Here is a 14,384-nt window from a genome sequence, read left to right as displayed (position 1 = left end):
TCAATCCTCCCGGTTGCCTATGATGACGAGTTCGAAGGTGACGCCGACCGGATTGTCTCCTCGAGCAAGCCGGCCGTGGTAAATGACGCCATCGGTATCCACGACGGCAACATCGAGCCGCGCCCGCAGGCCTTCCGCAGTCCGTTCCAGCACGCCGTTTTCGATATCGATTTCCGTTGCAAGGCAGTTCACCCGTCGACCGTCCTCGAAGATAGGTTCATAGATGCTGCCGATGCCGTGGATGCTGCCGCTTTCGATGCCAGCTTCGGCGCAAGCGGCTTCGATCGCTGTTGCGATATCCTCGTTTGGGCGGACGCGAAGCAGTACGCCGTTGCCAGACAGGCTGTCGCCCTTGGCCGAAAACAGGGTGAAGTTCGTTTCCGGATCGGGGATAGAGGAGAAGGTCGCAACCGCGCTGCCATGACCCTTCACACGGATCGGGCGGCTCACGACGCTGTCGAAAGGCAGCACATGACCCATGCGAGGTTTATCTTCGCCCGTATCCCAGATGCCGTGGCAATGCAGAAATGGCGCCCCGTCCCGCTCGCCAACCATCGCGGTCGCGGCGACGAACCTGCCGCCCGCTTCGGGCGCATGGGTTTCGCTGTACCAGGCGGCGTGTTCCTCATCCGGCGAAAGAGCCGGCAGCACAAAGCGGAAGGGATCGCAGCCGCCCCCTTCGATCGTGACATAGCCGCCAAGGCAACCAGCTTCGGCAAAGACCCGCGCGATCCCGTCCATGAAGGTCTCACCAGGCTGAAGCTCTCCTTCGACCGGCTTCAGAACGGTCCTGACGACCTCCCGCCGCACCTCGACAACCGGGCCGGGATGCCTGATCTGCCGCATGGAGAATTTTTCGTTGCGTGCAGCCTCAGCCATCGATTCCGCCCCGCTTCTGCAATTCCTCGCGGATCATCTTCTTGGTGATCTTGCCATAGGCGGATTTCGGCAGGGCCTCCCAGAAAATGAAGCGCTTCGGCATTTTGTAGCGGGACATCTTGCCGTCGATGAACGCGAAGAGTTCCTCCTCGGTCACGGATGTTCCCGGCTTGGCGACACAGACGGCAATCCCCACCTCGCCCCAAAGCGGATCGGGCACGCCCAGCACCGCCACTTCGCTGACTGCGGGATGGGTAAGGAGCTTTTCCTCGATCTCACGCGGATAGACGTTGGAGCCGCCGGAAATGTACATGTCAGAAGCACGGCCGGTGATGTAGAGGAAACCTTCCTCGTCCACGTGCCCAAGATCGCCGGTGCGGAACCAGCCGTTACGGAAGGCTTTCTCGTTGGCTTCCGGATTGTCGTAATAACCTGCGAAGACGGCCGGCCCGGTGCAGCAGATCTCACCGGTCTCATAGGGCGATAGCTCTTCGCCGGCATCGTTCTGGATCGAGACCTGCATTCCGGTCCGCACCATTCCGCAAGTGCCGATCTTGACGCTCTCCCCGTCTTCCGCCGAATGCAGCGCAGGCGGCAACACCGTGATCGCACCGGTAACCTCGCCAAGCCCAAAATATTGCACGAGCACCGGCCCCAGCGCTTTCAGCGCCCGCTTCTGGTCCTCGCGGTACATCGGCGCGCCGGCATAGATCACATACCGCAACGAGGAATGATCGTATTTCTCCGCCGCCGGATGCTCGACCAGCATCTTCAGGATCGTCGGCACGGTAAACATGGTGGAGACGCGCCATTTCTCGACCAGCGCCCAGGCAGCATCGATCTCGAACTTTTCCGTCGGCAGCAGGATCGTCTTCACGCCATGCGCCACTTGTGTGAGCTGGTGAACACCGGCGCCATGGGACAGCGGAGCCACCACCAATGAGGCGTCCGCGGACGTAACCCCCGGCATCAGATCGCAAAGGTGATTGTTGACGACGAAAGCCATCTGGCCATGCGTCAGTACCGCCGCCTTGGGCCGTCCGGTCGTGCCCGAGGTAAAGAAGAACCAGCAGGGATCGTCGCGATCGACTGCCGCTTCCACAGGCTTGCGGCCACGGAATTCCTCGACCAGCGCGTCATAGGAAGGACCGAACCCAGCTTCGCCGATCGCGAGCACGAAACCGACATCTGGATTTTCGCTGCGAACCGCCTTCGCATGCTGCGGAAAGGAAGCGTTGCAGATCATGCCCGCAGCGCCGCTGGCTTTGGCGAGATAGGCGACCTCCTCCGGCGTCTGCCGGAAATTCGTCGGCACCCAGACCGCGCCGATCCGGAAGCAGGCGAACATGGATTCAAACATCTGGTTGCAGTTCTGCGACTGCACCAGGACACGGTCGCCCTTCGCAACCCCGAAACGCTCCTGCAATGCGGTCGCGATGGCATCGATGCGGGCCTCGAACTCCGCCCAGGTCCAGGTCTTCTCGCCCCAGACGAAGGCGATGCCCCGCGGATCGCGCCGCATGGATTGGGTGACGAAGCGGGCGAGGTTCATGACCCGGGTGGAGCGCGGTAGAAGTCCGCCCTTCGGTCCCGCCTTACCATCCACGCCAGCCGAGGCAATCATGTTCATTTCGCCCGCTCCAGGATCGAGACGTAGTTGGCGACCGCAGCTCCGCCCATGTTGAAGACGCCGGCAAGCGAGGCTTTCGGCAGCTGCATTTCGCCCGCTTCGCCGCAAAGCTGCATGGCCGCCATCACATGCATCGAAACCCCGGTCGCACCGACCGGATGCCCCTTGGATTTCAGACCGCCGGATGGATTGACCGGTAGCCTGCCATCCTTGGCGGTAATGCCTTCCCGGATGACACGATGCCCCTCGCCGGGCTTGGCAAGCCCCATCGCCTCGTATTCGATGAGCTCGGCGATCGTGAAGCAGTCATGCGTTTCCACGAAGCTCAGGTCCTCCAACGAAACGCCGGCTTCTTCCAGGGACTTTCGCCAGGCCAGCCGAGCTCCTTCAAAAGCGATCGGATCGCGGCGCGACATCGCCAGGATATCGTTGACATGGTTGCGCGCACGGAAAGCCACAGCACGGTTCATGCCGGCCGCAACGTCCGGATGGGCGAGCACGAGCGCCGCTGCTCCGTCGGACACCAGCGAGCAATCCGTGCGCCGAAGCGGCGGTGCGACATAGGGGTTCTTGTCGGAAACCGTATTGCAGAACTCGAAGGAGAAATCCCGTTGCATGTGGGCATAGGGATTCTTGACGCCGTTCGCATGGTTCTTCGCGGCGATCATCGCCAGCTCCTCGGAACGGTCGCCGTAACGCTGGAAGTAATTGCTCGCGATGCGGCCGAATAGGCCGGCAAAGCCACCCTCCACATCCGCTTCCTCCTCACGGAACGAGGCGGAAAGCAGCACATCGCCGGTTTCCTTGGTCGGCAGCGAGGTCATCTTTTCCGCACCGACGACGAGCGCGATCTTGCCGCGGCCGGAGGCGATGAAATCGAGCGCCGAATAGATCGCCGCCGATCCGGTGGCGCAGGCATTTTCCACGCGCATGGCGGGCGTATGGGTAAAGCCGTCCGCCGCCATGGCGACCAGCGCGCCCTGGAAATCCTGCTTGGTGAAGCCGTTGTTGAAAACCCCGACGAAGATGCCGTCGACATCCCTGGCCTCGATGCCCGCATGGGCGAGCGCCGGATTGACGACTTCCGCCATGAGCTCGCGGGTGGTGGGCGCTTCGGATTTCCCGAATTTCGAATGGGCCCAACCGACGATCTGCGCCTGTGTCATGATCTTGTCTCCTTTTCGGCTAAACGCGCTCGGGCACTTTCCGTGCCGGCTGCCGCGGCAATCTTCCGGCCGTGGCTCTCTCGGAATTGAACAAGGCTTTCAGCTTCCCCTGGATACGGTCGACCTCCACGCGCAGCAGGTCGGCAAGCTCGACCTGCCTCGCAGGCCCCATGCGGCTGTCGATCGCCGCGATCGACAGCGCTCCGGCGAGGCGGCCGTCCGGAAGCAGGATCGCCATTCCGATGCCCCAGGAATTGGCAACGACACGGCCTGGATTGATCGCATAGCCAGCCTCCCTGGTGCGAGCGACATCCTCGCGAATGATAGCCGGCGAATAACCGGGATATTGTTTCGCGACGATGTCATGCGATCTCTCGATAACGACTTCGACTTCGGCATCCGGAAGCGCCGCCAGCATGGCGAGCGACCCGGCGCCCACACCGAGCGGATTCTGATCGCCGGTGAGCAGCGCATGGGTGCGCACCGGATAGGTCCCTTCCTCGCGATGCAGGCAGACGGCGTAGTCATCCCGCCGCATCGAAACGAAGCTGGTATCGGCAGTCAGGGCAGAAAGGCGCCTCAAGCTTTCACCGGCCATCTCCAGAAGCCCATGACGGCGCGAAGCCAGCATGCCGAGCACATAGAGTTCCCCGCCGAGATAGTAGCGGCGGGTCATCTCGTCCTGCTCGACAAGACGGGAGCGCATCAGGGCCATCAGCAATCGCCTCGCCGTCGGCTTGTTGAGACCGCTGCTGGCCACCACATCACCCAGCGTGACGCCGGTATCGGCGCCGCGCCCGACGATCGCCAGAAGCTGCAACGCTCTTTCGACGGCCTGCGCTCCCGAACCGGAAGCGGCAGCACCCCTGACAGCCGACAGCTCTTCTATGCTGGCCTCCATATGCGTTTCCCGCGCTTATCGTCTTCCCGTCACCCGAGCGACTTGCCGACCGCCCCTTCCAGGATCGCCCAGGCTTCGTCGCCGTATTTCGACTTCCAGTCGGCGTAGAAATTCGCCTCTTTCAGCTTCTCCTGGAAAAGGCCACCGTCCGGCGTGTTGAACGCCATCCCCTTGCCCTCGAGTTCCTTCTGGACCGAGGCATTCAGCCCCATGACATCCTTGCGCTGCAGTTCGGCAGCGGCGTTGAAGTGCTTGGCGACGATCTGCTGCAGGTCTTCCGGCAACGCCTGCCAGGAGCGGCGATTGAGGAGAATCCAGAACCCGTCCCACATGTGGTTGGTCATTGAGACGTATTTCTGGACTTCATAGAGCTTGGCGGTGGTGAGGATCGCCAGCGGGTTCTCCTGCCCGTCGACGATACCTGTCTGCAGCGCCGTATAGGTCTCGGCGAAATTGATGCTGGCTGGCGCAGAGCCAAAGGCGGTGAACATGGAAGTCCAGAGCGGACTTACCGGCACGCGGATCTTGAAACCTTCCAGATCCTTGGGCGTCTCGATCGGCCCCTTGGAGGAAGTGATCTGGCGGAAGCCGTTGTCCCAGATCTTGTCAAGCGTCAGCAGCCCCTTCTTTTCGATTTCGCCACGCACATATTTCCCGAGTTCGCCGTCCATCGCCGGCCAGACCTGATCGTAGCTCGGAAACGCGAAGCCGACGCCGTTGAGCGAAGCATTGGGAACAAGCGTCGACAGAATGATCGGCGAAAGGCTGAACATTTCGACGCCGCCGGCGCGAACCTGATTCAGCATGTCGGTGTCGGCGCCGAGCTGGCTCGAGGGGAAGATGTTGATCGCCATGCGGCCGCCGCTCTCCTCCTGGATCTTGGCAACGGCTTCCTGCGCCCGCACGTTCATGGGGTGGGTAAGCGCCTGGTTGTTGGCGAACTTATAGGTGAATTCCGCAGCGTTGGCCGGGCGCGTGCGGATCGAAAATGTCGTGGCGACGCCTGTCGCGGCCGCGCCCATGAGTAGCGTTCTACGGTTGACGTTCATGAAATCCTCCTCCGATTTCAGTTGATTGGATTGACGTATGAAGCCTCGCGCTCCCCCTCACAAAAGGAACGTCGAGAAATAGGGGACGGCCGCGATAACCACGAGACCGATCATCAGCGCGCCGATATAGGGCCAGATCGCCTTCATGGCCTCGTCGGGCGAAACGTTTCCGATCTTGCAGGCGATATAGAAGCCGATGCCGATCGGCGGTGCCATCAGGCCGATGTTCATGGCGGTCACCACGACCATCGAATAATGGATATCGTTGATGCCGACGGAGCGGGCGACCGGGAACATGATGGGCGCCATCAGCACGATCGCCGGCAGGCCCTCCAGCACACAGCCGAGCACCATGAAGATCAGGATGGTGACACCCATGAAGGTCATCCAGCCGCCCGGAAGACCCTGCACCGCTGCCACCAGCTGCGCCGCGAAACCCGTCTGCGTGAGCGCCCAGGCCATGGCGGAAGCCGCCCCCAGGATCATCAGGATCGCACCGGAAAGGGCGGCCGTCTCCACCAGCATGGAATAGATCCGCCCACGGCTGATGCCACCATAGAGCACGGCTCCTATGATCATGGCGTAAAGAACGGCGATGGTGGAAACTTCGGTCGCCGTCGCGATACCTTCGCCGACCGCAGTACGGATCAGGAAGGGCAAAACGAGCGCAGGTGCCGCGACAAGGAAAACCTTCCAGATCAGCGAAAGAGGTGCGCGTTTCACGCCCGCCATGGATTCATGCCGGGACTTGAAGCGGGCGAGAACCGCCAGCACCAAGAGCAGCACCATGGCGATCGCAAAGCCGGCGGTGAACAGCCCGGCGATCGAAACGCCGGCCGCCGATCCCAGCACGATCAGCACGATCGACGGCGGCACGGTTTCGGCCATCGCCGCCCCGGTTGCTAGAAGCGCGATCATCTCCGGCGGCTTGTGGCCGCGCCGCTTCATTTCCGGAAACAGTGCCGGCGCAACCGTCGCCATGTCGGAGACTTTCGAGCCGGAAATGCCCGACACCAGAAAGAGGGAGCCGAGCAGCACATAGGACATGCCGGCGCGCACATGCCCGAGCAGAGAGGCCAGGAATTCGACAATTGCCTTGCCCATGCCGGTGGCATCGAGAATGCAGCCGAGCAGCACGAAGATCGGTACCGAGAGCAGGATGATGCTCGACATGCCCTCGTCCATGCGGCCGATCATCACGAAGATCGGCACGGAGGTGCTGAACGAGAGAAAGGCCAGTGTCCCGAGCCCGAAGCAGAAGGCGATCGGCACGCCGAGAACCAAGAAGAGAGCAACGAACCCGACGAGGAAGATCGGTATGTTCCAATTGCCGATCTGCTTTAGAGTGGGCGATCCCATCCACAGGATTGCCGTCGCCAAGGCGATCACCACAACCGAAACCAGGATCTGCCGAAAACTCGCCCCACGCAAGGCATGGACGAGCGCCAGGATCAGCATCAGCGTGACACCGACCGGAAGGGCGGACGCTCTCCAACTCATAGGAATGTTGAGCGCGGCGGAGGTGATATAGGATTCCTCCATCGCATATTCGAAGGCCGGCCGAAGCATGGCGCCGAGAAAGAGGGCGACGAGCAGCATGGACAACGTGCCCGCGAATTTCTGGACCCGCTCCGGAAACATGCCCACAAAGAGCGTCAGGCGCAGGTGTTCGCTCCGATCGACCGCCATTGCGGCGCCGAGCATGGCAAGCCAGAGGAAGGAGATCGATGCCACCTCGTCGATCCAGACGATCGGCAGCGAGAAGACGTAGCGCGAGATCACGCCGGTGAAGAGAAGCGCGATGATCGCCACCAACAGCACCGCGGCGACAGCTTCCACCGGCCGCATCCACACGGAGCCGGATTGTTGCGGCGCGACTCCCTCGAGCCCCGCCAGCATAGCCGCATCTTCGAGCGGATCGATCGTATTGTTGACTGCCGTCACCTGCATATCCTCCTTGATGCGCATTTCTCATGCGCAATGCAGGAAGATGTCGACGGAATGGCATCACCGATGGCGATGAACGCGTCACATGCCCTCCTCGGCAGGCTCCGCTTTATTCCTCCCCGACGTCCGGCTCCTCCTGCCGTCCGTTTGGTCCACAATATGGATCTTCTTTTCGATCAGACATCGCGACTTTGCGCAACAGTGCGATGCATGGCAAGTCGGAAATCCTTTGAGCGACAAAAAATTTCAAAATCGATCCATATTGTGGAATTCTCAAAAAGGCCTCAGCCGAGGCTGCCGGAAACGGTTACGTGCAGCCCGCCATCCACCGGCAATTCGATGCCTGTTATGTACTTCGCTTCGTCGGATGCGAGAAAAACCGAGGCCCAGGCGATATCCCACCCATCTCCCTGGCGCTTCATCGGGGACAGCGCATCGCGTTTCGCCTTCATCTCGTCAGCGGTGCCGTAATAGCCGCTGATCTGCTTCTGGATATGCGGAGTGTCCATAACTCCAGGGAGAATGGCATTGGCGCGGATACCCTTGGCGGCATATTCCACCGCAATAGCCCGAGTGAAGTGGTTCAGGGCCGCCTTCGATGCATAATATGAAACGTAGGGATAGCCGGTCCAGCGTATGGCAGCCAGCGACGAGATATTGACGATCGCGCCGCCGCCCTGTCGTTCCATGATGGGCAGAACCGCCTTGCAGGTCAGGAACGCGCTGGTGAGATTGACGTCCATCACCCGCCGCCAGCTCTCCTCGGTCGCTTCCGCCGCTCCGCCCGGCACATTGATGCCGACATTGTTATGAAGCACGTCGATGCGGCCGAAACGCTGCATCGTCGCTTCGACCACCGACGCAATCTCCTGGGATTTCGTGACATCCGCGGCAAGCGCCAAACCTTCCCCGCCCTCGGATTCGATCACCTCCAGCGTATTGCGCGCCGCCTCGAGGTTGACATCGACGCAGACGACCTTGCCGCCTTCGCGCGCATAGGCGACGGCCGCCGCCTTGCCGTTTCCCCAGCCTGGGCCGACCGAGCCCGCGCCGAATACCAGGACGACCTTGTCCTTCATGCGATCCATTTTTGGTGTCTCCTCCCTTTGATTCCGGACAAGCCGGATTCGGAGAGCAAACTTAGAAGCGGCTGGCGCGAGGGTCCATGCTCAATCCTGCACAGGCTTTGTCCGAAAACGATCGGATGGGACCCTTGGACGCGAGTTCGTTAATCCGTCGCCTTGGCCTCGTAGAACGTCCGCGCGTCCAGCGCAAAGCTGCGGCGGGAAGCTGGATCGGTGTAGAACATATGACCGCCGCGATAGACCTTGAGTTCGGCACGCCCCGCCGCGAGGTCGGACGGCAGATGATCGATCACGTAGCGGCTCACGCCGTAGGGCGTCAGGGCATCGCTGTAACCGTGCACCACCATCACCCGGAACGAAGGGATGACCGAGAGCAGGTCGCGCAGGTCTCCTGAGGCGCTAGCCATTGCCCGGCTATCTCCGCCCCTTCCGCCGTTCCACTCCCAGCGGCGGTTCACGTCCTCGTTCAGCAGCGTGTAAGTCACTTCGCTGGGGAAGCCCAGCTCATGCCGGGCATAGTTGGCAAAGGCAGCGCCATAAGCGCGGGTGTAGCCATCGAGGATGGGATCGTCGTTCCGGCTGTAGCCGGCTTCGGGATAGGCGTCGGGAACACTGTAGGCCGCGTCATAGGAGCTCGCAATCTGTCCGCTACCGGCTGCCCGCTTGGCGTAGATCTCCCCGACGAAGCCGCGCGTGGGGGCGACATCCTCTTTCGGAATGCCGGTGAGTTCCGAAATCCGGCTGTAGAAACCGTCCGCGACTGCTCCGGAAGGAGCGGGGCCGGCGAGTGAAACCAGATAGTCGCCCATCGCGAAGCGCTCGGCCTCGCCTAGTTTTTCCGGCGTGAAGGCATTGGCGCGCTCCAGCTCGGCTGCCGCAAGAGAGGGCAGTTGCAGGGCCGCAGCCAGTGGGTCGTCCCCCGTGCTCGCGAGGAACCGGCCTTCGATCATTGGCGAGACCATGATCACGCCGCTGGCGAGGATACCTTGATTGCCCTTCAACGCCGTCGCGACCTTGGCCGCGCGGAACCCGCCATAGCTCTCGCCGAGCAGGTATTTCGGCGCATCCATTCGGTCGTTCTTCTGAACATAGAGGGCGATCACCTTGGCAAGGCTTTCGGCATCCTGCCTCACCCCGTAGAAGCTGCCCGCCGCGTCATTGCTTGCCGCGCGGCTCCAGCCGGTGCCGACGGGATCGATCAGCACAAGGTCCGTGAAGGCAAGCCAGCTATCGGGATTGTCCGATAGCTTCGGGGTGGTGCCGTCGTCCTGAGAAGGACCGAACTCCAGCACGCGAGGCCCGACGAGACCGAGATGCAGATAGGCCGAGGCAGCACCCGGACCGCCATTGAAGACAAAAGTGAGCGGGCGTCGGGGCTGCCGATCCTTGGATACATAAGCCGTATAAAAGACCTTTGCTGTACGATCACCATCCTGCCCGAAGAGATCGAGCGTGCCGGCGGTGGCGGTATAGGGCAGGTCGCCGGAAGCGGTCTTTAGCACGTGATCCGTGCTGGAATCGGGAGGGATGAGATTGAAAATCCCGCTTGAGGCATTTCCCCGCTGCGGCGGCTCCCGCCCCTCCTGCGCCATCACCGGCGCGGCCACGAGAGCCAGAAACATGGCGGCGAGCGATAGGGTACGGTGGAACTGCAAACTCGACTCCTTTTCGGGTACCAGCGCCTCCATGACAATCTAGGGCGCCAAAGCTCCTCCGGAAAATTCAACTCCTATTGATCGGCGCATCGACAAACGGAAGGAACTTAGCCGTCAATTGCCGGAAACCCCTTTTCCTTTTCTCGAACCCTGCCACATATAGCAGTTCATGCCCCGCAGGTGCCGAGGTCGCCGGGTCATAATGGGGACGACAACGGAGGGTTCATCCAATGATTCTGAAGACGAAGTTCATCGCTGCCGCCGCGGCTTTCGCCTTTTCCGTCGGCATGGCGAACGCCCAGGTCGTCGTCTCCTCGAAGATCGACACGGAAGGTGGTGTGCTTGGCAACATCATTCTTTCGGTGCTGAACGCCAACAATATTCAGACCACCGATCGCATTCAGCTCGGCGCCACGCCGGTGGTCCGTCAGGCGATCACTGCCGGCGAGATCGACATTTATCCGGAATACACCGGAAACGGCGCCTTCTTCTTCCAAAAGGCCGACGATCCGGCATGGAAGAACGCTGCGCAAGCTTACGAAACGGTCAAGACACTTGATTACGACGCCAACAAGATAGTCTGGCTGACGCCTTCACCTGCCAACAATACCTGGGCTATCGCCATCCGTAAGGATGTAGCCGATGCCAACAGCCTGAAGACACTCACCGATTTCGGCAAGTTCGTTGCCGGTGGCGGAGAGGTGAAGCTTGCCGCCTCTTCGGAATTCGTCAACTCAGCGGCAGCCCTTCCGGCCTTCCAGACCACCTATGGCTTTACCCTGAAACCCGAGCAGCTCATCACGCTTTCAGGTGGCGATACGGCGGCCACGATCGCCGCGGCTGCCAACCAGACGAACGGCGCCAATGCCGCGATGGTCTACGGCACCGATGGCGGCATCGCTCCCTCCGGCCTCGTCGTACTGGAAGACGACAAGGGCGTGCAGCCGGTCTACCAGCCGGCGCCGATCATCCGTGAAGCCGTTTTGAAGGAACATCCGGATATCGAAACCGTATTGAAGCCGGTTTTCGAGAAACTCGACCTCATAACGCTGCAAGAGCTCAATGGCCGCGTGCAGGTGGGCGGCGAGCCGGCAAAGGCCGTCGCCGAGGATTTTCTGAAACAGAACGGTTTCCTGAAATAAATCCCTTCGACTTCACTTCACGCCGGAATAGGCCGGGTCTATGAAAATACCCGGCCTATTCTCGACGGCAGAGGCAGCGGTTTGAAAATCCCGTTCGACAAACTCGGCATCGTGATCGCCCTTCTGGCCGCCTACGGGGCTCTCGCGGCACCCTTTGCGACACTGAAGCCGAACCGCATCGTGCAGGGCGAAGCAAAGGCAATTCTCTCGGCGCTGCCGGGATGGGCGGGCTGGGGCCTCGCCTTGCTCCTGTTCGCCGCCACCCTGATCGCGGTCCTGCGGACGCCGGTCCAGTTAAGGTTTTTCGCCGCCGCAGCGGCCCTCATCACCTTGGCATTGTCGATCGGCCTGGCCGCAACTTTTCTGACACCGGAAAGCAACAGCTATGCCCGCGTCTCGCCGGCTTCCGGTTTCTGGATACTCATCTTCGCCTTCACGCTTTTGGCTGCCGATGCGATCGCCCGGTTGCAGCCCCGGCCGCTGACGCGGGTGCTGGTTCTCATCATGGCGGCGATCGCGGTTACGGTACTGCTTACCTCCGGAAGCTGGAACGGCCTGTCGATCATGAAGGAATATGCAAGCCGCGCCGATGTCTTCTGGATCGAGGCCGGCCGCCATGTGACGCTGGCGCTCGGCTCGCTGTTCGCCGCGGTCGCCATCGGCTTGCCCCTCGGCATTCTCTGCCATCGCGTCGAACCGCTCAGAGCCGCCGTCCTCAACACGCTGAACCTCATTCAGACCATTCCGTCCATTGCCCTCTTCGGCATATTGATCGCACCGCTCGGATGGATCGCTGCTAATGTTCCGGGAGCCGCCGCGATCGGCATTCGCGGTATCGGCGTGGCGCCCGCATTCGTCGCCCTCTTCCTCTATTCGCTGTTGCCGGTGGTGGCCAACACGGTCGTCGGTCTCGCCGGTGTGCCGCGCGAGGCGAACGAGGCGGCACGCGGGATCGGCATGACCGACCGTCAACGCCTTTTCAGTATCGAATTCCCGCTTGCATTACCCGTCATCCTCACCGGCATCCGCATCGTGCTCGTCCAGAACATCGGGCTCGCCACCATAGCAGCCCTCATCGGCGGCGGCGGCTTCGGCGTCTTCGTCTTTCAGGGTATCGGCCAGACGGCCATGGACCTTGTACTGCTCGGCGCGGTTCCCACGGTAGCTCTCGCCTTCGCGGCCGCAGTCGTGCTCGATGCGCTGATCGAAATGAACAGTCGCATACCGAAAGGAAGGTCGGCATGATCGAGATCGAAGCCATCACCAAACGCTACGACGGCACTGCCGTGGTCGATGACGTCTCGATGGTGATCGAACCCCGCACGATCACCGTCGTCGTCGGCACGTCCGGTTCCGGCAAGACGACACTGCTCAGGATGGTCAACCGTCTGGTGGAGCCGACCTCGGGCACGATCCGCATCGACGGCGAGGACAACCGGGCGATCCCCGGCCATGAACTGCGCCGCCGGATCGGCTATGCCATTCAAGGACACGGGCTCTTCCCGCACCGAACCGTCGCGGAGAATATCGCCACCGTGCCGACCCTGCTCGGTTGGGAAAAGGCGAGGATCGACGCAAAGGTTGAAGAACTGCTCACGCTTTTCCAGCTCGATCCCGAGACGTTCGGGGCACGCTATCCGCACGAGCTTTCCGGCGGACAGCAGCAGCGCGTCGGCGTTGGCCGCGCGCTTGCCGCCGAACCGAATATCCTGCTGATGGACGAGCCCTTCGGCGCGCTCGATCCGGTGATCCGCGCGAAGGCGCAGGACGACCTGCTCGCGATCCAGAAACATTTCCGCACGACCGTTATCCTCGTCACCCACGACATGGACGAAGCCTTCCACCTGGCGACCAGGATTGCGGTGATGGACAAGGGCAAGGTGGTGCAATACGGCGAGCCGGCCGAACTCATCCGGTCCCCGGCGACGCCCTTCGTCGAAACGCTGATCGGCGAGGCACAAAGGCCTTTCCGGTTGCTCTCCATCGCAACGGCAAGCGATGCCGCCGAGCCCGGCGAGGTCGAAGGTCCCGCGATCTCCGGAGAGACGAGCCAACAGGATGCGCTCGGAGAGCTCATCTGGACCGGCCGTGATGCGCTTCCCGTCGTCTCCGCAAGCGGCGCCCCGATCGGCAAAGTAACCCTCGACGGGCTGTTGAAACGCGCAGCGAGGCCGCGATGAAACAGTGGCTGCCGACGATTCTGCGGGGGCTCCTGCTTCTCCTGCTGATCGCCTTCCTGGTGACGCCGGGAAGCTTCGAACCGTTGCTGAAGCCGCTGACCCAGACCAACGCACCCGCCATCTATAATCAAGGCAGCCTGCTTTCGCTGACGGTCCAGCATCTCCGCACCGTCTTCATCGCCACATTGGCGGCGATAATCGTCGCCGTGATGCTGGCTATCCTCGTCACCCGCCCTTTCGGCGCGGAGTTCCTGCCCCTTTCGCGCAGTCTCGTGAACATCGGCCAGACCTTTCCCCCGGTTGCGGTGTTGGCGCTGGCCGTACCCGCCGTCGGCTTCGGCGAAAAACCAACCTTGATTGCACTCTTCCTTTACGGCCTTCTGCCGATCTTCGAGAACACCCTGACGGCGCTCACCAATCTACCGCGCTCGGTGATGGAGGCTGCGCGTGGCGCCGGTATGACCGACCTCCAGCGGCTTGCGAAGATCGAGCTGCCGCTGTCGCTTCCGGTCATTCTCGCGGGCATCCGGCTTTCGGTGGTCATCAGCCTCGCGACCGCCACGATCGGCTCGACGGTCGCGGCACGGACGCTCGGCGAGGTCATCATTGCCGGGCTGCAATCGAACAATCTCGCCTTCGTTCTGCAAGGCGGCCTGATCGTCGGCGCGCTCGCCGTGCTGATCTACGATGCACTGTCCGCGCTCGAGCGCATGCTTGCCCGCCGGATGGGAACCGCCTGAACGAGGCAAT

General features: G+C 61.8%; 12 protein-coding genes. 4 read left to right on the top strand and 8 right to left on the bottom strand.

Going from position 1 to position 14,384, the window contains the following annotated elements:
- The 8 genes from ACE04I_RS00500 to ACE04I_RS00465 all read right to left on the bottom strand — a co-directional run bounded on the left by ACE04I_RS00500 (position 1) and on the right by ACE04I_RS00465 (position 10,279).
- Positions 1–879, bottom strand: coding sequence for a PCC domain-containing protein (locus ACE04I_RS00500; protein WP_487206320.1), 879 nt, complete (start codon positions 877–879; stop codon positions 1–3).
- Positions 872–2,509, bottom strand: coding sequence for an acyl-CoA synthetase (locus ACE04I_RS00495; RefSeq protein WP_487206319.1), 1,638 nt, complete (start codon positions 2,507–2,509; stop codon positions 872–874). Before ACE04I_RS00495 ends, ACE04I_RS00500 begins: the two co-directional genes overlap by 8 nt.
- Positions 2,506–3,675 carry an acetyl-CoA acetyltransferase gene (locus ACE04I_RS00490; RefSeq protein ID WP_046796172.1) on the bottom strand — a complete coding sequence of 390 codons (1,170 nt, stop codon included), beginning with the start codon at positions 3,673–3,675 and terminating at the stop codon, positions 2,506–2,508. Before ACE04I_RS00490 ends, ACE04I_RS00495 begins: the two co-directional genes overlap by 4 nt.
- Positions 3,676–3,694: 19 nt before the next feature.
- On the bottom strand, positions 3,695–4,576 hold the full coding sequence (locus ACE04I_RS00485; RefSeq protein ID WP_487206318.1) for an IclR family transcriptional regulator: 882 nt from the start codon (positions 4,574–4,576) through the stop codon (positions 3,695–3,697).
- 29 nt (positions 4,577–4,605) lie between these two features.
- Positions 4,606–5,625, bottom strand: coding sequence for a TRAP transporter substrate-binding protein (locus tag ACE04I_RS00480; RefSeq protein WP_046796170.1), 1,020 nt, complete (start codon positions 5,623–5,625; stop codon positions 4,606–4,608).
- Between the two features lie 57 nt (positions 5,626–5,682).
- Entirely contained in the window at positions 5,683–7,524 is a 1,842-nt protein-coding gene (locus tag ACE04I_RS00475; protein WP_487206428.1) for a TRAP transporter large permease subunit, read from the bottom strand.
- Between the two features lie 332 nt (positions 7,525–7,856).
- Positions 7,857–8,660, bottom strand: coding sequence for an SDR family NAD(P)-dependent oxidoreductase (locus ACE04I_RS00470; RefSeq protein ID WP_487206317.1), 804 nt, complete (start codon positions 8,658–8,660; stop codon positions 7,857–7,859).
- Positions 8,661–8,800: 140 nt separating this feature from the next.
- Complete coding sequence (locus ACE04I_RS00465) at positions 8,801–10,279, bottom strand: S10 family peptidase (RefSeq protein WP_487206427.1); 1,479 nt, start codon at positions 10,277–10,279, stop codon at positions 8,801–8,803.
- A 263-nt stretch (positions 10,280–10,542) separates the two neighbouring features.
- Between ACE04I_RS00465 and osmF the strand changes: the two genes are divergently transcribed.
- The 4 genes from osmF (at position 10,543) to ACE04I_RS00445 (ending at position 14,374) form a co-directional block, all read left to right on the top strand.
- Complete coding sequence (osmF, locus tag ACE04I_RS00460; protein WP_046796167.1) at positions 10,543–11,454, top strand: glycine betaine ABC transporter substrate-binding protein OsmF; 912 nt, start codon at positions 10,543–10,545, stop codon at positions 11,452–11,454.
- Between the two features lie 81 nt (positions 11,455–11,535).
- Positions 11,536–12,699, top strand: coding sequence for an ABC transporter permease (locus ACE04I_RS00455; RefSeq protein ID WP_487206316.1), 1,164 nt, complete (start codon positions 11,536–11,538; stop codon positions 12,697–12,699).
- On the top strand, positions 12,696–13,634 hold the full coding sequence (locus tag ACE04I_RS00450; protein WP_487206315.1) for an ABC transporter ATP-binding protein: 939 nt from the start codon (positions 12,696–12,698) through the stop codon (positions 13,632–13,634). The genes ACE04I_RS00455 and ACE04I_RS00450 overlap by 4 nt, the downstream gene beginning before the upstream one ends.
- A complete protein-coding gene (locus tag ACE04I_RS00445; RefSeq protein WP_487206314.1) occupies positions 13,631–14,374 on the top strand; it encodes an ABC transporter permease in 744 nt (247 codons plus the stop codon). The genes ACE04I_RS00450 and ACE04I_RS00445 overlap by 4 nt, the downstream gene beginning before the upstream one ends.
- Positions 14,375–14,384 lie beyond the last annotated feature (10 nt).

This window comes from Rhizobium moroccans, from assembly GCF_057559155.1.
The sequence above is the reverse complement of the archived record's forward strand: the minus strand, read 5'-3'. Positions and strand labels throughout refer to the sequence as shown.